Genomic DNA, 19,114 nt, shown 5'->3' with positions numbered 1-19,114 from the left:
CCTTCAGTCTACGTGGCCAGAAGCGTGAGAATGGTGTTCTTTCCAACGAGATCCCCATGATGTCTTCTGCCCTGCTGCGATGGCGCGCTTTTGTTGCGTAGCAATTTCCTTCACGAGGCTTTGCTGAGTGATCCATCCCAAGAGGTGAGGTGTGGTGGGATCTTCGTCCACGACCGCGAGCGCCCACGGATTATCGTTTTCGCTCATTCGAGAAAGGACCAGAGAGGGACGAGCTGACAGGGGGAGTGAACAAGATGTGTCTAGAGCAAGAGAAGAGATTTGTGTGTGTGGCGGAAGCCCTCGTGAAAGGAAAGAACCAAGTTCGTTTGCAGTGAGCATCCCCAAGTAACGGGGCTGATCACGATAGCGATCCGTCGCGGCGATGACAGGGAGAGACGGGACAGATGCTGCTTGGAAATGCTCCTGCGCCTGTAGAAGCGTCATGTCCTCAGTTAATACTCGGTTTGGCTTTGTCATGAGTTGACGCGCGCTTCGGCGGCCAAGCAGGGTGTCGTCGACGGGTTCGTGGAGGACGTCACCTCGGCGGCGAAGCTTCTCTGTGTAGATCGTTGAACGGGTGAAAAGCCGCGAAGTGAAGGTGGCAATGATGACAGCCAGCATCATTGGTAAAACCAAAGAGTATTGACCTGTCATCTCGACGATGATGAGAACCGCAGTCATTGGTGCGCGTGCTGCTCCAGCAAAAGCTGCTCCCATTCCGATCACACCAAAGATCGCGCTTTGAGAAACTGCCCAGGGGGAGACGAGTTCGCCGAAGATCATCCCCGTCATTGCTCCCATAAAGAGTGTTGGGGCAAAAACTCCTCCTGATCCGCCGATACCGATGGTGTAGGAGGTATAGAGAATTCTTCCAACTAATAGAAGTGCGAGGAAAGGTACCGAGTAAGAGCTAAAAATCGCGGAAATTTCGATGGGGTAGCCCGAACCGTACATGTAGGGAAAAGCGATCAGTGCGGCTCCTAGAGCGATGCTCAAGACACCTGCACGGCACCAGTTGGGGAGAGGGATATGCGCCCAAAGGGCGTCAATCCAGTCCTCACTGAGATAAAGGAACTTTGAGAAAGCGAGTCCGACAAGTCCCGCGATGACACCGAGGATGGCGACCCACCCGATATCGGGAAGTGACTGCAAGGGGAAAGACTCACCTAAATCAATGAGGGGGTGATCTCCAACGGCGGCCCGTGTAACCAATGACGCAAGGACAGAGGAAATGACAACGTAGCCAAAGGCCTCGGCAGTGAATTGGGTGAGGATCACTTCCAATGCAAAGAATGCGCCGGCTAGGGGAGCATGGAAAGTCGCTGCGATTCCGGCCCCGCTGCCGCAGGCTGCTAAAAGGATCACTCGTTCCTTGGGAAGATGCAGGAGTGAGGCAAAAGATGATCCCAAAGATGCGCCGATCTGGACGATGGGGCCCTCTCGCCCTGCAGAACCGCCGCCTCCGATGGTCAGGGCAGAGGCAACTAGCTTGACGACCGCGACTTTTGCGGGGATGTAGCCTCCTTTTTGCTGGACGGCCAGCATGACCTCGGGAATCCCGTGTCCCTTTGCAGAAGGGGCGAAACGTGAGATGAGCGGTCCGTAAATGAAAGCCGAGATTACGGGAGCAATCAGGAGGAATATCCAAGCCGGAATGCCAAGGCGTCCGTGTGCCTGGCCGATGTGCTGCGTGTAGTCCCAGTAACCGGTACTGACCCAGGTCCACGCGCCAATCATGAGATTGAAAAGGACTGCTGCCGATCCGGCAATTGTGCCAACAATTGCTGCGGCAATAGCGAGCGCGCTTCTATGCGCGGTGCACATGCGGCCGATGTGCGAAGCAAAAGTGTCTGAGGCTGAAGTCTGAGGATCGCTCACCTAGATATAGTAGGTCTGCTGACCTGCAGCTGAGTGGGACTTGGGTGTTTGTGAATCACTAAAAGAATGCCTGTGATGGAGATCATAGGGAGAAATGCTGGATTCCTGTCGTACTTGGGACTGCTGACACCGCGAATTAGTCCTTCGAGGCAATAGGCTTGAGGAGTAACGATCATCAGGTCGTTGCGGCGAAGGATTGCCGCACGAAATAACTGAAGGAGTGCCCACAATGGCAGAACCTCGTATTGTCACCGTCACCGGTGCAGCCGGAAACATCGGTTACGCCCTTCTTTTCCGCATCGCTTCGGGAGCCGTATTCGGTCCGGATACTCCCGTTAAGCTCAACCTGCTGGAGATCCCCCAGGGCGTGAAGGCCGCTGAAGGTACCGCAATGGAGCTTGATGACTGTGCATTCCCGCTGCTCGCAGGAGTGGATATCTACGATGATCCAAAGGCTGCCTTCCAGGGCACTAACGCTGCCTTCTTGGTTGGCGCAATGCCGCGCCGTGCTGGCATGGAGCGTGCTGACCTCCTCGAGGCCAACGCCGGTATCTTCGGCCCTCAGGGCAAGGCCATCAATGACGGCGCTGCTGAAGACGTGCGCGTTCTGGTTGTTGGCAACCCCGCAAACACCAACGCAACCATCGCAGCTCACGCAGCCGGTGACGTTCCCGCATCGCGCTTCACCGCAATGATGCGTCTGGATCACAACCGTGCAATCTCGCAGCTGGCACACAAGACCGGTGCAGCTGTTGCCGACGTGAAGAACTTGGTCGTGTGGGGCAACCACTCCGCAGATCAGTACCCCGACGTCTCCTACGCAACTGTTGCAGGCAAGGCAGCAACCGAGCTTGTTGACGAGGCCTGGCTTGCAGATTACTTCCGCCCGACCGTTGCCAAGCGCGGTGCGGCGATCATTGAGGCACGCGGTGCATCCTCTGCTGCATCTGCCGCAAATGCCGCAATCGATCACATGCACGATTGGGTACTGGGAACCCCCGCCGGAGAGTTCACCACCGCTGCAATCATGTCCGATGGCCAGCACTACGGTGTTCCCGCAGGCCTGTGCTTCGGCTTCCCTGTCACCTCCGATGGTGGCGAGTGGAAGGTTGTCGAGGGCCTCGAGGTTTCTGAGGCAACTCGCGCTGGCATCGATCACAACATTGCTGCTCTCCAGGACGAATACAACACCGTCAAGGAGCTCGGCTTCATTAAGTGAATCTCGCCGAAACGTACGGTTTGATCAAGAGTCGGTTCGCCTGACTTTCTTGGTCTAACGGCTTGAGGGGCGCCGCATTGCGGCGCCCCTTTTATCTACTTACGCGTTGCTTTCATGCCTCATTTCTCTGGCGCATAACGCGCCGCCGCGCTGGGGTTGAGCCGGCTTTTGGCCTCGAGGCCAGAGCCTCCCAAGCCACGCACCCGCAGAAGAAAAGTCCTGAAGTCAAGGCAATGCACCCACCCGAGGACAGCTCGGCAACAAGAGAAATCCCGAAACCGCAGGCCGAGATCCCAAGAGCAGCGAACACTGAAGCGACCATTAAGACTCCGGGTCGGGCAATAAAACGCATCAAACCGGCACTTGGCGCAATAAGTAACGCCAAGGGGAGTAGGGTACCGACCGCGGGAATCATAACGATGACACAAACCGTGATAAGAGCCGAGATAAGCGCGTCGGTTAGCGCAAAGGCGCTGGGGGAGGAACGAAAGGCGGCTCGGTACCCCTGTGCGTCGAAAGACAAGAGGAGAATGTGGCGTCCGCGCAGGGCAAGAACGCATAGCGCGCAGATCATTGCGATGCCCGCAAGCACAATATCCACCGGAGTAACGGTCATGATTGACCCCGTAAGGAAGCTCGAAATCTGCAGGGGCAAGGGTGCAAACCACTTTGAGAGGAAATAGCCCAGGGCAAAACTGAAGGTCAAGACGACCCCGGCGGCGGCACCGCCCGAGACTCCTGGGATTCGTGCCAGGGCGCTCATCAACGCTGAAAGAGGCAAACATAATCCAAGAGCGCCCAAGAATACACACAGCGCAAGAATGCTGTGATCCTTGGTGAAAACGGATGCGCACACGACACCGATCACCGCGCCCGGAAAGGCTCCGTGCGTGATTGACTCAGCAAAGAACACGCGGCCGCGCAGGACAGTCATTGTCCCAACAATTCCGGAGAGAATTCCTAGCAGCGCCAGTTCTAACAGAGGAAGGAGAAGGATCGCTAACATGTCCGAACTTTCTTTCGTGCTCTGTGCAGTCCGACGATGAGTGCGCATAGAGCCACTTGGGTCAGAGCAACCGAGGCTTGGGGTGAAGTAGGCCTGGAAAGGTGAACCAGGAGAGTTGCTATCCCCAGCGCCCCACCCGCGCAGGAAAGAAGTACCGAATAGGCCAGCATCTGCCTCGGCGATGAGGAGAGGAGACGCGCGGCGAGTGCGGGGACAATGAGGTACCCCACGACCAAAAGAACACCGATTGCCGAGGCCCCCGCGACGACGATTGCGCACATCGCGGCGTTGAGGCAGACATCGCACAGCGTCGTGGGTACTCGCGCGGCGAGTGCTCCCGCACTGTCAAAGGCGCACATGAGCTGAGCGCGCCACGAAAGAACGACTAGGACGCAGGCAAAAAGGCAAAAGATGAGGGAAATCGCCATGCGCTGGGGCGTAACTTCCAGAAGGCGGCCAAACATCAACGCCTCCATTTGGCCCGACATATCGCCCTTTTTGAGGGAAATGATGACGCCGAGCGCGAAGAAGGAAGTCAGGACGACTGCCGCAGCGGCCTCGTGCGCGCGGTGGCGCATCGCCCAGGTTAATGCGGCAGCAACGAATATCGCGCAGATTCCCCCGCCTGCGGGGATCCAATCGATACCGCCGAAAACCGCGCCGACGACAATCCCGGGGAAGATCGAGTGAACCGATGCCTCGGCACCGAATTGCCAGTTGCGCAGATTGACCAGGGTTCCAACCGCGCCCGCTGCAATTCCGAAGAGAACAAGGAAGAGCAGCGGGCGGAGGAAAAAGGGAGAGAACCACAGGGGCGGAGCGCTTACGATCGCGTTAAACATTGTTAATCCCGCCGAAAGCTTCATTGATGATTTCCGGACGGAAAACCTGGGAGGTTGGCCCGTAGGCAACTTGGCGTCCAGCCACGATGAGGCTCTCATCGCACACTTCGGTTGCGACCCGATAGTCATGGGTTGAAATCATGAACGCGGTTCCCTGAGCTTTTGCTTGGTTAATGAGCGAGAGAAGAGCTTCGCGGTTGGGCTCATCCAAACCGTTGAAAGGTTCGTCAAGCAACACCAAGCGAGGCTTGGCGACCAAGGCACGCGCGACTAGAACGCGCTGGCGTTGGCCGCCGGAAAGGGTCCCAAAGCGCTCGCGGGCACGCTCGACTAAGCCAATCTGTTCTAACGCTGCACTGACCGCTTCTTTCTGTTCACGACTGAGTGGACGGAGAAGCTTTGTCTTCGGGTACATTCCCATTTCGACGACCTGACGAACGTTGATTGGGAAACTCAAGTCGATATCACTGTTTTGTGGGACGTAGCCGAGGAAATCCAGCGGGCAGCTCACTTCTCCAGATATGACTTGAGCACTTCCCAAGAGCGCTCGCATGAGCGTTGTCTTTCCCGATCCATTTGGACCGATCAAAGCGAGGGCATGTCCGGGGCTGAGCGAGAGGGTGATTCCCGTCAGGACCGGTGTCTGGGAGTATCCGATGCTGGCATTTTTGGCTGAGAAGACAGTGTTGCCAGCATCGCAGCCCTCGTTAGGCTCCGAAAACATATGAGCGTCTGCGTTCATCATGCTCGCTTAACGCTTGAGTTCTGAAGGTAGAGGTGCGATCGTTCCGTCCCAGGCTTTTGTCATGGTTGTGACGTTATGGATGATCGAGCCGATGTAGGTTTCGCCTTCACTGCCCACGGGTCCAAGGGAATCTCCATAGAGCGCGTCGTCGCCGATGATGGCTTTGACTCCCGCGGCGCGTGCAATCGTTTCAATTGACTTCGAGTTATTGGAGTTCTCTGCGAAAATTGCGCTCGCTCCAGATTTCTTCACTTCCTCGCTTGCCTGCGCGATGTGCTCAGCGGTTGCATCCTGTTGTTCATTGAAATCAGAAAGTGCTGCACCGATGAAACGAATGCCGTAGCGTTTCGACAAATATCCGAAGGCATCGTGGGAGCTAAAGAGGACGCGCTTATCGGCAGGAACGCTGTTAAAGCTGTCCTTCGCCCACGCATCGAGGGAGTCGATACGCTTTGCGTACTCTTCGGTTGCCGTGCTGTATGCCTCGGCGTGATCCGGGTCAGCTGCTGAGAGGAATTCACCGATGTTGCGGACCTGCAGGGCTGCGTTCGCTGGAGAGGTCCAGACGTGAGGATCGTAGGCGAACTCCGGCTCGCTCTCTCCTTCTTCTGGCGGGAAAGGCCAGGGTGCCGCCTCGACTGTATGACTGCCCCGGGAAACTGAGTAGGGGAATTGCTTGTCGCGCTGTTCCTGACCCTGGGGATCCTTGAGGTCGGCGGCAGTGAGAATTCCCGAGGTCACTCCCATCGTTCCCTTGAACCCAGAGGCGCTCACGGCCTGATCCAGGAAATGCTCGAGGTCGACGCCCGAGACGAGCAGGACTTTCGCCGACGCAAGTGCTTGCAGTTGCTGGGGAGTCATTTCGTGCTCGTGTGCCGAGGCGTTGGGGGCAAGTAGACACGTGAGCTGAACTTTTGCGCTGGCTTGCTCGGCGGGGGCCCCAATATGGGATTGCGTTCCCGTGGCATCAGTTTTATCGAGCGAGATGGAGTTTTGTGCCGAGGGCTGCTGCGCAATCTGGGTGACATAGTCGCAGATCTGGGTGGTGCTTGCGACGAGGGAGAGTGAGGTGGAGCCCGACTGTGAAGCTGCAGTTGAGCACGAGGCGATCGAGGTCGCACCCAGTAGGCAGGCTGCTGTGGCGGCAAGGAATGAACGCGAGTGAACGGCGGACATTTGAAGTTCCTCTTCATTGGGGTGTTATTTATGGCTTTCTTTGCCAAGAAGTTCGCATAGCCGAACTTTGAGAAAGGTTATCGTAACTAAGTGAATTTAGCTAGGCCTTAGTTCCCACAAAACGGACGATTTTGGACGAAACCTCGGAAGTGGCCTCGTCGTGGGGTAAAGTAAAGGCAAAATTCGGGGATGACCCGGCTCACGACTTTGCAAGGACTCGCAATGGATACGCTCAATGACCTCCCACTGCGCCAGCTCGATCCCGAAATCCAGGCGGTTTTGGATAGCGAATTGGAACGCCAGCAGCACACGCTGGAAATGATTGCCTCGGAAAACTTCGTTCCACGAGCGGTGCTTGAGGCGCAAGGCTCCGTCCTCACAAACAAGTACGCGGAGGGTTATCCGGGCCGTCGCTACTACGGCGGATGCGAGTTCGTTGATGTTGCGGAATCTCTGGCGATTTCACGCGCAAAGGAAGTCTTCCAAGGCGCGGACTATGTCAACGTTCAGCCTCACTCAGGTGCCCAGGCAAATGCTGCAGCACTCATGGCAATGGCAAACGTTGGTGATACTCTTCTGGGCCTGTCCCTGGCGCACGGAGGTCACCTCACTCACGGTATGCGCCTGAACTTTTCGGGCAAGAACTATCATGCAGTTGGCTATGAGGTCGATCCTCAGACGATGCGTATTGAACCCGAAAAAGTTCGCGAGGCTGCACTGCGCGAGCGCCCGCGAGTCTTGATTGCGGGATGGTCGGCTTACCCGCGTCACCTGGACTTTGCAGCATTCCGTGAAATTGCCGACGAGGTCGGAGCTGTGTTGTGGGTTGATATGGCCCACTTCGCGGGCTTAGTTGCCGCTGGTTTGCATCCCTCACCGGTTCCTCACGCAGATATTGTGACCACGACTGTCCATAAGACTTTGGGTGGTCCGCGTTCGGGAATGATCCTGTCCTCGCGGGGGGAGCAGTGGGGCAAGAAGCTTGATAGCGCGGTCTTCCCCGGCCAGCAGGGTGGTCCGTTGATGCATGTTGTTGCCGCGAAAGCCATTGCGATGAAGGTTGCTCAGACCGAGGAATTCCGCGATCGGCAGCAGCGTACCTTGGACGGCGCTCAGGCCATTGCGCAGCGTCTATTAGCTCCCGATGCTCAGGCCGCGGGGATTCGCTTGGTGACGGGTGGTACCGATGTGCACCTCGTTCTGGTTGATCTAGTGAACTCTTCGCTGAATGGACAGCAAGCTGAGGACCTTCTCCATGAGGTTGGTATTACGGTCAATCGCAATGCCGTGCCTTTCGATCCTCGCCCGCCTAGGGTGACTTCGGGCCTTCGTGTTGGAACTCCCGCACTTGCGACGCGTGGGTTTAGCGTTGCTGATTTCGAAGAGGTCGGTGACATTATTGCTACGGCTCTTATTCAAGGGGCCAGTGGACAGGTGGAAGTTGAGCCTCTGCGTGCGCGAGTACGCGCTCTGACGGATGCCCATCCTCTCTATGCGGGGCTGAATCAATGAGGGCTCCGTGGGAAGGCGATGCTCGCGTTCTGGATGGCATAGCGTGCGCGGCTCAGATCAAAGATGAACTTCGTGCAAGGGTTGAAGTTTTGCGCGCTCGCGGAGTGGTTCCAGGGCTTGGAACGATCTTGGTTGGCGAGGATCCAGGGTCCGTTGCCTATGTTGCTGGAAAGCATCGCGACTGTGCTGAGGTAGGAATTGAATCGATTCGCGTGGATCTTCCTGCTCGCGCCAGTGAGGATCAGATTCTCGAGGCCGTGGCTGGTCTGAATGCAGATCCTGCCTGTACGGGGTTCATCGTTCAGCTTCCTCTGCCGCGTGGAGTAGATACGAACCGTGTCCTCGAGACTGTGGATCCTGACAAGGACGCCGATGGTCTTCACCCGACAAATCTCGGCCGATTGGTGCTGCGGGGGAGTGAAGCTATTACCTCTCCTCTGCCGTGTACGCCGCGTGCTGTCATTGAGTTAATTCAGCGCAATGGGATCGATCTTAATGGTGCCAATGTGTGCGTTGTTGGACGTGGAGTTACTGTCGGTCGTTCAATTGGCCTGCTTCTCACGCGTAAAGACATCAATGCGACGGTGACAATCTGTCATACCGGAACACGGGATCTGGCAGTGCATACGCGGGCGGCAGATGTCGTTGTTGCCGCTACGGGCTATGCGGGCTTAATTACTGCGGATATGGTCCATCCTGGAGCAGTTGTGCTGGATGTGGGTGTTTCTCGCGTCGTCGATCCGGAAAGTGGGAAGGCGCGTCTGATGGGTGACATTGCAGACGGTGTTGACCGCGTCGCAGGCTGGCTCTCGCCGAATCCTGGGGGAGTGGGGCCAATGACGCGCGCACTTTTGCTGATGAACGTCGTCGAGGCTGCGGAGCGCGGCACAAACGCGTGAAATTTTCATCTGAATAGATACAAATAGTCAAGCTTTCATTATTGCTTTTATTAAAGCCTAGCTTTGTGGAAGCTTGACTATTTTCCTTTCAGTCTGTCATTAAACTTGAGCTAAGTTGGCTTAATGTTCTGCGAATTCTGCGGCGGCTTTGTTTGCTCTTTTTCTCAAAGACTTGGTTTCAAGCGAAAATCTACCAGTTCTGAAATTTAGTTCAAGTTTTTCTGTTACCTGTAATCGCGCCACTGCTTGTCTCGAAGCTTAAGGTGGGTGAGATTCTTTAGAAGAAGTCTTGGCTGTAGTTTGAAAAAGAGTTTACTTAACGGCCTCTAACTATTTGTTTTGACCCTTGCATTTTTCAGGGTATACGTGTAGCTTTCCTGTGAGCAGGGTTACAACCTGTTATCCGGTACCAAGGTGGTTGCCGGTGTTTTCTATGAATTGTCAGGAAGGACAAGTCATGCCAGTTAACTTGAGTGGACGTCATTTCCTCAAGCTTCTCGATTTTACTTCTGATGAAGTTCGCTACCTCATCGATCTCTCGAGCCAGTTCAAGGCACTGAAGCTTACTGGGACGCCCCACCGCTACCTCGAAGGCAAGAACATTGTTCTGCTGTTTGAGAAGACCTCCACGCGTACTCGTTGCGCATTCGAGGTTGCCGGTATGGACCTTGGTATGGGCGTCACCTACCTGGATCCGGGCAGCTCTCAGATGGGCAAGAAGGAATCCATCGAAGACACCGCACGTGTCCTCGGCCGCATGTACGACGGTATTGAGTACCGTGGTTTCGCTCAGGAGATCGTTGAGGATCTTGCTGCGAACGCAGGCGTTCCCGTGTGGAACGGTCTGACCACCGAGTTCCACCCGACTCAGATGATTGCCGACATGCTCACCGTTCAGGAGAACTTCCCCCAGGGAATCAAGGGCCTGAAGTTCGTGTTCATGGGCGATGCTCGTAACAACGTTGCTAACTCGCTGATGGTTGTTTGCTCGAAGCTCGGTCTGCACTTCGTTGCATGTGGCCCGAAGGACCTTATGCCCGCTGACGAGCTTGTTGCACAGTGCCGTGAGATCGCCGAGGAGACCGGTGCAAGCATCACGCTGACCGATGACCCGGTTGAGGCATGCACTGGTGCTCACGTGGTTTACACCGACATCTGGGTTTCCATGGGTGAGCCGGCGGAGCTGTGGGAGAAGCGCATCAAGGAGCTCAGCCCCTACCGCGTGACCGAGAAGCTTATGGCCCTGACCGACTCCGAGTCGATCTTCATGCACTGCCTGCCCTCTTTCCACGACACCAAGACCACAATCGGCGCAGATATCGCCGAACGTTTCGGTGTCACCGAGATGGAAGTTGAGGATGCAGTGTTTGAGTCCTCGAAGTCCCGTGTCTTTGATGAGGCGGAAAACCGCATGCACACCATCAAGGCCGTGATGTACGCAACCTTGAAGTGAGGTTGTTGTGGGACAACGACTTGTAATTGCACTTGGTGGTAATGCCCTTGGCAATACCCCCGCTGAGCAACTTGAACTGATCAAGGAGACCGCTCGGACCATTGTTGATCTCGTTGAGCTTGGCAATGACGTGATCGTTACGCATGGTAACGGTCCCCAGGTCGGAATGATCAAGGTTGCAACTGATAACTCGGCAACCAAGGTTGGCGGCACTCCCAGCATTCCGTTCCCGGAGTGTGGCGCTATGTCGCAGGGCTACATTGGTTACCATCTCCAGCAGGCGATTGATAATGAACTTGCTGTTCGTTCTATCGACCGCCACTGCGCTTCAGTCGTGACGCAGACTGAGGTTAACGCAGATGACCCTGCGTTCTCTAAGCCTTCAAAGCCCGTGGGCGCCTTCTTCACCGAAGAAGAGGCCAAGGCTCTGATGGAAGAGACGGGTAACACTTACGTTGAGGATGCCGGCCGCGGATGGCGTTGGGTGGTTGCTTCCCCGCTGCCGACTCGGATCGTGGAGATTCCCGTTGTTAAGTCATTGATCGATGCTGGTCATATCGTTGTTGCCGTTGGTGGCGGCGGTATCCCGGTTGTGTCGACCGATGAAGGGTTCAGTGGTGTTCCTGCAGTGATCGATAAGGATCGATCGGCAGCGCTGCTGGCACAGGAAGTTAATGCTGATCTTCTGGTTGTACTGACCGCAGTTGATCAGGTTGCAATTAACTTCAACAAGCCGGATCAAGAGAATCTGGCGACGATGACGCTCGCAGATTGCCATCGTTACATCGATGAAGGCCAGTTTGCGCCTGGTTCAATGCTCCCGAAGGTTGAAGCCTGCATGGGATTTGTTGAAGGCAGCGCTGGAAAGAGCGCCCTGATCACCTCACTCAAGCGCGCAAAGGAAGCGCTTGCAGGTGAAACGGGTACTCGCATTCTCGCGGAGTAGTGCTCACGCGTGTTGCTGCCTCCACTTGATGAAATATGAGTGGAGGCAGCAACGCGTTGCACATTTTTATACCTACAGCGTTGTAAAGGACATTGGAGTCTGTAATGACATCAACAGCAGTTGCGGATTCGCAAGCTACTCCGCAAGCAGAAGCGCCAAAGCGGCGTTTTAAACTACATGTGCCTACTGCATTCACCATCCTCTTCATTCTTACTGTGATCGCTGTTGCGGCAACATGGATGGTCCCAGCAGGTTCTTACTCGAAGCTGGCATTCGATTCTTCGAGCCAGATGCTTCAGGTCACCTCTCCTCAAGGTGAAGTTGAGAGTCTTCCCGCAACACAGGAACAACTCGATAAGCTCAACGTTAAGATCGGCATTGAAAAGTTCACCGGTGGATCGCTGAAGAAGCCAATTTCGATCCCCGGAACCTACCAGCGTCTCGATTCGACTCCCCAAGGAATTGCAGATATCACCCAAAGTATGGTGACCGGTACAGTTGAAGCTGCCGACATCATCGTCTTTATCCTTGTTCTTGGTGGTCTGATCGGTGTCGTCAATGCAACTGGCGCCTTTGAGGCCGGCCTTCTAGCACTAACAAAGAAGACGAAGGGACGCGAGTTCGCGCTCGTCTTCATGGTCTCACTCCTGATGGTCCTCGGTGGAACAAGCTGCGGCCTTGAAGAAGAGGCGGTGGCGTTCTATCCGATCCTTGTTCCAGTCTTCTTAGCGCTAGGATATGACTCGATCATCTGTGTCGGTGCCATCTTCCTAGCGGGCTCGATGGGAACAACCTTCTCGACCATCAATCCCTTCTCGGTGGTTATCGCGTCTAATGCTGCTGGCATTGTCTTCACTGAAGGCTTGGCTTGGCGTGTTGCTGGATGCGTCGTCGGCGCTGCAGTCGTCATTGGCTACTTGTGGTGGTACGCAAAGAAGATTAAGGCTAATCCTGCAGCATCCTACACTTGGGAAGACCACGAAGCGTTCAACGCTCAGTGGGCCCTGAAGAGCACCAATGAGGGCTTCGAATTTAACTGGCAGAAGAAGCTCATCCTTATCCTCTTCGTTGCAGCATTCCCGATCATGGTGTGGGGTGTTATGAGCCAGGGCTGGTGGTTCCCGACCATGGCCGCATCCTTCCTTGCAATCACGATTGTCATCATGCTCCTTTCGCTCTTCGGTAAGAGCCGTCTGAACGAAAAGGCTCTGGTTGATGCATTCACCGAAGGTTCGTCGAGCTTGGTGGGCGTCTCCCTGATCATTGGTCTTGCTCGTGGTATCAACTACGTCATGGAGCAAGGCAAGATCTCCGATACCCTGCTGTACTACTCCTCGAATATGGTTGAAGGTATGAGCGGCCCGCTGTTCATCTTGGCGATGCTCGTGATCTTCTTCTTCCTTGGATTTATCGTCCCGTCCTCTTCGGGCCTTGCCGTTCTCTCGATGCCAATTTTCGCTCCTTTGGCCGATACCGTTGGTATGCCTCGTTGGATCATCGTTTGTGCTTACCAGTGGGGTCAGTACGCGATGCTCTTCCTCGCTCCGACCGGCTTGGTTATGGCAACGCTGCAGATGCTCGATATGAAGTACTCTCACTGGCTTAAGTTCGTCTGGCCAATGGTTGCTTTCGTCCTCGGCTTCGGTGGCCTCATGCTTGTCGCTCAGGTTTTGACCGCCTGAGAGACTGAGCAGATACCCGACGCTCAACCCGATACAACCCGGTAATTTTCCCGGTTGTGCGGTCGTAAGCAATGGGTACCTCCCTCGACTTTGGGGGAAAAGGAGAAAGAAGAAGGCTCGGGGTCTGTGTTCGGTGTTGCGACGACACAGGCCCCGAGTCCTTTCTATAGCAATGCTGCGCTTCAATGAAGATGCGCGGCACGAAGTACGTCCCTCTTTCACCAAAGGTCAATTCGATTGCTCTCGTGAGCCATTAGATATGAGCCACGATAATTCTGAGGAATTCGATGATGAACGAATCGCGTTCTTGTTCAACACTCAGCACGTCTGAGACTCAACATTTACCTGTTTCCGATTCGGCCCCTGACCATGAACGTACCGATTTAGCGCGCGGGTTAAATCGGAGACATATGCAGATGATCGCGATTGGAGGTGCGATCGGAACTGGCTTGTTCGTCGCATCTGGAGCGACTGTATCAACTGCTGGTCCAGGTGGTGCTCTGGTTGCCTACGCTGCCGTAGGCATCATGGTTTTACTTGTTATGCAGTCACTCAGTGAGATGAGTGCTCATATGCCTGTTGTGGGCAACTATCAAACTTATGCATCTCGTTTTATTAGTCCCTCGTTCGGCTTCGCAATGGGGTGGAACTCTTGGTTTAACTGGACAGTGACGGTATCAGCGGATCTTGTAGCCGCGGGTATTGTGATGTCCTATTGGTTTCCGGATGTGCCTGGCTGGGCGTGGGCCGCAGGATTCTTGCTACTCTTGACGCTCCTCAATGCTTTGAGTGCACGTATCTATGGTGAGGCAGAGTACTGGCTAGCAGCCATTAAAGTCGTCACGATCATTATTTTTCTTATCGCAGGAATTGCAATGATTGCGGGTGTACTGGGACATGGCTCGCCTGGACTCGCAAACTGGCGGATTGGTGATGCGCCCTTCCATGGAGGAATTCTCCCCATGGTTTCAGTATTTATGATCGCGAGCTTTTCCTTCCAAGGCACTGAACTTGTTGGAGTTGCTGCTGCGGAATCAGGGAATCCTCGTCGAGATGTTCCACGTGCGATTAAGTCGGTGTTTTGGCGGATTATGTTCTTCTATATCGGCGCGATCGCAATTATTGGAACCCTTATTCCATTCACCGATCCAAATCTGTTGAGAAATACCGAATCGGACATCGCCTATTCGCCATTTACCTTGGTGTTTGATCGCCTAGGTATTGCTGCAGCAGCAGCTGTTATGAACGCAGTGATCCTTACCTCTATCCTTTCAGCAGGAAATTCAGGCTTGTATGCCTCATCGAGGATGCTGCATGCGCTTGCAGTAAATGGCCATGCTCCGAGGATGTTCTGCCATGTAACGAAGAAGGGCGTCCCGAGGAATGCGATGCTTGCGACGATTGTGGTTTCAGCACTCGGTTTCTGTACCGCACTAGTCGGAGAGGGGACTGCCTACAGTTGGCTTGTCAGCATTGTTGGTGTTTCAGGTATTTTCATGTGGTTGGGGATTTGCGCCTGCCACGTTCGCTTCCGTCGCGCGTACCTACTTCAGGGCTACAAACTTGACGACTTACCTTATCGTGCGCCTTTCTTCCCCTTCAGTCCCATTCTTGCATTCGTCATGTGCTTGATTGTTCTTGTCGGGCAGAATTACGAGGCCGTTCTCGCTGGAAACGTATGGGACGCCGTTTCCTCCTATATTGGGGTTCCTTTATTCCTTGGAGTCTGGTTGGGCTACCACCTTGTGAAAAAAGATCGCATGACTCCGCTCGCTGAACTTGATGTTCGGGGAGTCTCCTTCCAAGAGGCCAGTGAATAATTTCCCTTCCGTAGCGAGAGCTGGTGCTTAGCAGATGCAAGACAGTGCCGAGGCCTGAAAGCCACATGGATTTTCGAGGCCTCGGCACTCGCTGCTCTGCACTTATTTGTGTCGTTTGTCTTTTGTGCATGGTGCTGTCTCAAAGGCGAGGATGAAGGCCTTTTTGATTAACAGTCACAGAGTCGCGAACGACTAGTTTCTGAGGTGCAAGAAGATCAATCCTGTGTTGCTCGACACAAAAAATCGCTAAAAAAGTCCAAAAAATTAAGACACGCCCTTAAAAGTCGCGGAAAAACTGACAAAAGTGCCTTTTATTCCTTAATCTGTTCCCTGAAGCCACCGAAGTGGCATCCATAACCGACAAGAATGAGGTTTTTCAATGTCCGTCAACCGCACTGAACTTGTTGCCAAGATCGCCGAGCGCGCCAACATCTCGAAGGTCCACGCTGACGCCGCCCTTGCTGCGTTCCAGGATGTCCTGGTCGAGTCCCTGTCCAAGGGTGAGACCGTCAAGGTGACCGGCCTGCTCTCCGTCGAGCGCGTCGAGCGTGCAGCACGCACCGGCCGCAACCCCCGCACCGGCGAAGAGATCAAGATCCCCGCAGGCTTCGGCGTCAAGCTCTCCGCTGGCTCCACCCTGAAGAAGGCTGTCGCCAAGTGAACTCAGCCTTGCGCTGAAAAACACTGAAACTTCGATGCGTTTAATGCATCGATATTTTCACTCTCGTGTGTGCCCCGGTCCCCCGACCGGGGCACACACGCATCTGAGCGCGGGAGCTGAGATAGCTCGCTTGGCAACAGAGCTGGGTGTAAGCTGAAGGTGCACAAACTGTACACACAGGCGTGTTCGTTGCTTGGCCTCGAAACCCCATACTCTTGCGGCCACAGCTCTGTCCGCGCCTCGCGATCCCAACATCAATGAGGAGTTCCAATGCGGATTGCCATCTTGCCCACGCCCGAAGATATTGCCGTCGTCGCAGCCGATCGCATTCAAAGTCTTCTGGAGCGCAAGCCTTCTGCAGTACTTGGTCTTGCGACGGGCTCGACTCCGCTGCCCCTGTACGATGAGCTGACCAAGCGTTACGAGGCCGGCGAAATTTCTTTCGCGAACACTCAGTCTTTTAATCTTGACGAATACGTTGGCCTGCCCGAAGACCACCCCGAGGGCTATGCGAACTTCATTCACCGTTTCCTCGTTGATCGCGTTGATTTCCCCAAGGGTGCCGCGCACGGCCCCAACGTCTGGACCGGCGACAATGACCAGGCTGCAGCAAACTACGACAAGGCGATTCGCGATGCCGGCGGCATTGACCTCCAGATTCTTGGAATCGGCGCAGACGGACACATCGGCTTCAATGAGCCCGGCGGATCCTTTGCCTCGCGTACTCACGTCGATGTTCTTACCGAACAGACTCGTCGCGATAACGCTCGTTTCTTCGATGGTGATATTACGAAGGTTCCTACCCACTGCATCACTCAGGGTTTGGGAACCATCATGGAATCCGGAGAAGCCCTGCTGATTGCAACCGGCGCGGGAAAGGCCGAGGCTGTCCGTCAGCTGGTCGAGGGTGCGATTTCCGCCCGTTGGCCCGCCACCATTTTGCAGATGCATCCCAATGCCATTGTTCTGCTGGATGAGCCTGCAGCCCAGGGCTTGGAACTCGCGGATTTCTACCGCGAGGTGTGGGCTAAGCATCAAGCGTAATTCCCGTGTTCGCGGCCGTTTCTGATCAACATCGGAAGCGGCCGCGTCCTACAATAGGGGACATGTCTTTTCTTGATGAACCCCAGGGACCTTCCGCGCCTCAAGGCCCGCAAACCCAGTCGTCGACAGGCTTGCTTGAGCGCACCGAGGTTGAACAAGAGAAGAGCCCAGGAGATGGCGATCGCTTCGCGCACTTTGTCCGCCGCGATAAGGCCGACTCCTCAATGATTACCGGCCAGCCGGTAGTTGCGCTGTGCGGTAAAGTCTGGATCCCCACTCGAGATGCCTCGAAATACCCCGTCTGCCCGACCTGCAAAGAATTGCGTGATTCCATGGGTAAGAACGGCAGGAATTGGCCATTTTCTGATGGAAGCGGCCAGGGAGGTTCCGCGGAGTGAGTCCCACTGTGCAGGGGCCATCGCACGCATCTTCTTCCGCAGCCACTTCTCTTCCTCCTGCTTTCCCACGCCGAGCCCCCTGGGGAACAGCTGGAAGTCTGCGTGCGTGGCAGGCTGCAGCCCTGGAACAATACATGGCGGCTTCACCACAAGACTTTCTTGCGGTTGCTACCCCCGGCGCGGGTAAAACAACCTTTGCCCTGCGTATTGCCGTCGAACTCATGGGGGCCGGCATTGTTGAAAAAGTTACGGTCGTTTGCCCTACCGAACACCTCAAAAGCCAGTGGGCAGAGGCCGCTGGGCGCGTTGGAATCCACATCGATCCCGCGTTCTCGAACTCTCAAGGCATGGCGGGTTCGCACTTTGATGGGGTCGCTGTCACCTACGCACAGGTTGCATCCAATCCCATGGTTCACGCCGCCCGGACGCGCCTTCACCGCACCTTGGTGATTCTTGACGAGATTCACCACGCGGGTGATGCGCTCTCCTGGGGTGATGGTGTTCGTGACGCCTTTGACGAGGCCACGCGTCGCCTTGCGCTGACCGGTACTCCTTTCCGCTCCGACACTTCTGCGATTCCTTTTGTGCGCTACGAAGAAGACAAAGAGGGAATCAAGCGCTCCAAAGCCGACTTCACCTACGGTTACGGCGATGCTCTGCGCGACTTCGTTGTCCGACCGGTCCTCTTCATGTCCTATTCGGGGCAGATGTCGTGGCGAACGAATGCGGGCGATATTTACACTGCGCGTTTGGGTGAGCCCCTTACTAAAGACCTCATGAAGCAAGCTTGGCGAACCGCACTCGACCCGAAGGGGGAGTGGATCAGTGCAGTGCTGCAAGCTGCCGATCAACGCTTGGAGGAAGTCAGGCGCCAGGTTCCAGATGCCGGCGGTTTGGTGATTGCGGCTGATCAGGATAAAGCCCGTGCATACGCGCGCCAGCTACGAACAATTACGGGGCAGCGTCCAACGGTTGTTCTCTCCGATGACGCTGACGCATCTGAGCGCATCGACGAATTCCGTCAATCGACCGATAAATGGATGGTCGCTGTGCGCATGGTCTCCGAAGGCGTGGACGTTCCGCGCCTGAGTGTTGGGGTATATGCAACCAATGCCTCGACTTCTCTTTTCTTTGCGCAGGCGGTTGGGCGTTTCGTGCGCGCCAGGCGCCGAGGCGAAACTGCGACGGTTTTCATTCCTTCCGTTCTCCCCTTGCTGAATTTGGCTGGGGAGATGGAAGTTCAGCGTGACCACGCACTGAACCGTCCTCCCTCGAAAGAGGGAGACATGTGGAATCCCGAAGACGCCATGGTTGCTCAGGCGAATAAGAGCGAGAGCGCCTCGAGCGATCTTCTCAATCAATTCGAGGCTTTGGGTGCGGATGCGCAATTTGATTCCGTGCTTTTTGATGGTGCTGCATGGGGGACCGAGGCCGATGTCGGCTCCGTCGAGGAACAAGAGTATTTGGGAATTCCGGGCCTCCTAGAACCTGAGCAAGTGACTACTCTGCTTCGAGCACGCCAAGAAGAACAGCTGGCGACTCAGCGACGTGAAGCGAGTGCGCGGCGGGCACGCGAAGAAAATGCCAATATCCCGGCACACCGACTGCGAGCAGCTAAGCGCAAGGAACTTTCTCGCTTGGTGTCCTCGTGGTCTAGGCGTTCGGGGCAGCCTCACGCAACTATTCACGCAGAACTGCGACGCAGGGCTGGTGGACCAGAAGTTGCTCAAGCAACGACGGAGCAGATCGAGGCCCGTATTGCTCTTTTGCGTGAGTGGTTTGTCGGTCGCGGGTAGGCATTTATTCGAGGCTGATTAACTGAGAACGATAGAT

The 19,114-nt window shown here is 55.3% G+C and carries 16 protein-coding genes; 11 read left to right on the top strand and 5 right to left on the bottom strand.

What is annotated here, in order from left to right:
- Nucleotides 1–3: 3 nt before the first annotated feature.
- Nucleotides 4–1,878 (bottom strand): chloride channel protein, encoded by a 1,875-nt coding sequence (locus ADG72_RS02725; protein ID WP_048712014.1) that lies wholly within the window; start codon nt 1,876–1,878, stop codon nt 4–6.
- A 229-nt stretch (nt 1,879–2,107) separates the two neighbouring features.
- Between ADG72_RS02725 and ADG72_RS02720 the strand changes: the two genes are divergently transcribed.
- On the top strand, nt 2,108–3,097 hold the full coding sequence (locus ADG72_RS02720; protein ID WP_019126283.1) for a malate dehydrogenase: 990 nt from the start codon (nt 2,108–2,110) through the stop codon (nt 3,095–3,097).
- A gap of 112 nt (nt 3,098–3,209) precedes the next feature.
- Here ADG72_RS02720 and ADG72_RS02715 read toward each other — a convergent pair whose 3' ends face one another.
- Genes ADG72_RS02715 through ADG72_RS02700 form a run of 4 tightly spaced genes read right to left on the bottom strand, consistent with a single transcriptional unit; the run spans nt 3,210 to nt 6,866 of the window.
- A complete protein-coding gene (locus ADG72_RS02715) occupies nt 3,210–4,103 on the bottom strand; it encodes a metal ABC transporter permease (protein ID WP_048712012.1) in 894 nt (297 codons plus the stop codon).
- Nucleotides 4,097–4,969, bottom strand: a complete 873-nt coding sequence (locus ADG72_RS02710) for a metal ABC transporter permease (RefSeq protein ID WP_239667636.1) — start codon at nt 4,967–4,969, stop codon at nt 4,097–4,099. Before ADG72_RS02710 ends, ADG72_RS02715 begins: the two co-directional genes overlap by 7 nt.
- Nucleotides 4,938–5,690 (bottom strand): metal ABC transporter ATP-binding protein, encoded by a 753-nt coding sequence (locus ADG72_RS02705; protein WP_107070832.1) that lies wholly within the window; start codon nt 5,688–5,690, stop codon nt 4,938–4,940. Before ADG72_RS02705 ends, ADG72_RS02710 begins: the two co-directional genes overlap by 32 nt.
- 6 nt (nt 5,691–5,696) lie before the next feature.
- A complete protein-coding gene (locus tag ADG72_RS02700; RefSeq protein WP_053090546.1) occupies nt 5,697–6,866 on the bottom strand; it encodes a metal ABC transporter solute-binding protein, Zn/Mn family in 1,170 nt (389 codons plus the stop codon).
- Between the two features lie 222 nt (nt 6,867–7,088).
- Here ADG72_RS02700 and glyA point away from each other — a divergent pair, with 222 nt between their 5' ends.
- From glyA to ADG72_RS02650, 10 genes are all read left to right on the top strand, one after another.
- Nucleotides 7,089–8,378 carry a serine hydroxymethyltransferase gene (gene glyA, locus ADG72_RS02695; protein WP_048712008.1) on the top strand — a complete coding sequence of 430 codons (1,290 nt, stop codon included), beginning with the start codon at nt 7,089–7,091 and terminating at the stop codon, nt 8,376–8,378.
- Nucleotides 8,375–9,277, top strand: coding sequence for a bifunctional methylenetetrahydrofolate dehydrogenase/methenyltetrahydrofolate cyclohydrolase (locus ADG72_RS02690; protein ID WP_048712006.1), 903 nt, complete (start codon nt 8,375–8,377; stop codon nt 9,275–9,277). The genes glyA and ADG72_RS02690 overlap by 4 nt, the downstream gene beginning before the upstream one ends.
- A 457-nt stretch (nt 9,278–9,734) precedes the next feature.
- Nucleotides 9,735–10,730 carry an ornithine carbamoyltransferase gene (gene argF, locus ADG72_RS02685; RefSeq protein WP_048712005.1) on the top strand — a complete coding sequence of 332 codons (996 nt, stop codon included), beginning with the start codon at nt 9,735–9,737 and terminating at the stop codon, nt 10,728–10,730.
- Between the two features lie 7 nt (nt 10,731–10,737).
- Nucleotides 10,738–11,676, top strand: coding sequence for a carbamate kinase (gene arcC / locus ADG72_RS02680; RefSeq protein WP_009409099.1), 939 nt, complete (start codon nt 10,738–10,740; stop codon nt 11,674–11,676).
- A gap of 104 nt (nt 11,677–11,780) precedes the next feature.
- Nucleotides 11,781–13,358 (top strand): YfcC family protein, encoded by a 1,578-nt coding sequence (locus tag ADG72_RS02675; protein ID WP_048712004.1) that lies wholly within the window; start codon nt 11,781–11,783, stop codon nt 13,356–13,358.
- A gap of 410 nt (nt 13,359–13,768) precedes the next feature.
- Nucleotides 13,769–15,178 carry an amino acid permease gene (locus ADG72_RS02670; protein ID WP_048712002.1) on the top strand — a complete coding sequence of 470 codons (1,410 nt, stop codon included), beginning with the start codon at nt 13,769–13,771 and terminating at the stop codon, nt 15,176–15,178.
- Nucleotides 15,179–15,557: 379 nt separating this feature from the next.
- On the top strand, nt 15,558–15,839 hold the full coding sequence (locus ADG72_RS02665) for an HU family DNA-binding protein (RefSeq protein WP_009409106.1): 282 nt from the start codon (nt 15,558–15,560) through the stop codon (nt 15,837–15,839).
- Nucleotides 15,840–16,109: 270 nt separating this feature from the next.
- Nucleotides 16,110–16,883 (top strand): glucosamine-6-phosphate deaminase, encoded by a 774-nt coding sequence (nagB, locus tag ADG72_RS02660; protein ID WP_048712001.1) that lies wholly within the window; start codon nt 16,110–16,112, stop codon nt 16,881–16,883.
- A 62-nt stretch (nt 16,884–16,945) separates the two neighbouring features.
- Nucleotides 16,946–17,281, top strand: coding sequence for a DUF3039 domain-containing protein (locus ADG72_RS02655; protein WP_019126270.1), 336 nt, complete (start codon nt 16,946–16,948; stop codon nt 17,279–17,281).
- 8 nt (nt 17,282–17,289) lie between these two features.
- Nucleotides 17,290–19,077, top strand: coding sequence for a DEAD/DEAH box helicase (locus ADG72_RS02650; protein WP_048712091.1), 1,788 nt, complete (start codon nt 17,290–17,292; stop codon nt 19,075–19,077).
- The last annotated feature ends 37 nt before the right edge of the window (nt 19,078–19,114 follow it).

It is taken from the genome of Trueperella pyogenes, assembly GCF_001070855.1.
GTDB lineage: Bacteria > Actinomycetota > Actinomycetes > Actinomycetales > Actinomycetaceae > Pauljensenia > Pauljensenia pyogenes_A.
This window is presented reverse-complemented; position numbering and strand designations above follow the sequence as displayed.

What these genes read in the sequence shown, in the direction of transcription:
- ADG72_RS02655 (WP_019126270.1), top strand. Translation starts at nt 16,946, where the DNA reads ATGTCTTTTCTTGATGAACCCCAGGGACCTTCCGCGCCTCAAGGCCCG.
- ADG72_RS02675 (WP_048712004.1), top strand. Translation starts at nt 11,781, where the DNA reads ATGACATCAACAGCAGTTGCGGATTCGCAAGCTACTCCGCAAGCAGAA.
- ADG72_RS02700 (WP_053090546.1), bottom strand. Translation starts at nt 6,866, where the DNA reads ATGTCCGCCGTTCACTCGCGTTCATTCCTTGCCGCCACAGCAGCCTGC.
- ADG72_RS02715 (WP_048712012.1), bottom strand. Translation starts at nt 4,103, where the DNA reads ATGTTAGCGATCCTTCTCCTTCCTCTGTTAGAACTGGCGCTGCTAGGA.
- nagB (WP_048712001.1), top strand. Translation starts at nt 16,110, where the DNA reads ATGCGGATTGCCATCTTGCCCACGCCCGAAGATATTGCCGTCGTCGCA.
- ADG72_RS02690 (WP_048712006.1), top strand. Translation starts at nt 8,375, where the DNA reads ATGAGGGCTCCGTGGGAAGGCGATGCTCGCGTTCTGGATGGCATAGCG.
- ADG72_RS02665 (WP_009409106.1), top strand. Translation starts at nt 15,558, where the DNA reads ATGTCCGTCAACCGCACTGAACTTGTTGCCAAGATCGCCGAGCGCGCC.
- argF (WP_048712005.1), top strand. Translation starts at nt 9,735, where the DNA reads ATGCCAGTTAACTTGAGTGGACGTCATTTCCTCAAGCTTCTCGATTTT.
- ADG72_RS02670 (WP_048712002.1), top strand. Translation starts at nt 13,769, where the DNA reads ATGCAGATGATCGCGATTGGAGGTGCGATCGGAACTGGCTTGTTCGTC.
- ADG72_RS02705 (WP_107070832.1), bottom strand. Translation starts at nt 5,690, where the DNA reads ATGATGAACGCAGACGCTCATATGTTTTCGGAGCCTAACGAGGGCTGC.
- ADG72_RS02720 (WP_019126283.1), top strand. Translation starts at nt 2,108, where the DNA reads ATGGCAGAACCTCGTATTGTCACCGTCACCGGTGCAGCCGGAAACATC.
- ADG72_RS02710 (WP_239667636.1), bottom strand. Translation starts at nt 4,969, where the DNA reads ATGAAGCTTTCGGCGGGATTAACAATGTTTAACGCGATCGTAAGCGCT.
- glyA (WP_048712008.1), top strand. Translation starts at nt 7,089, where the DNA reads ATGGATACGCTCAATGACCTCCCACTGCGCCAGCTCGATCCCGAAATC.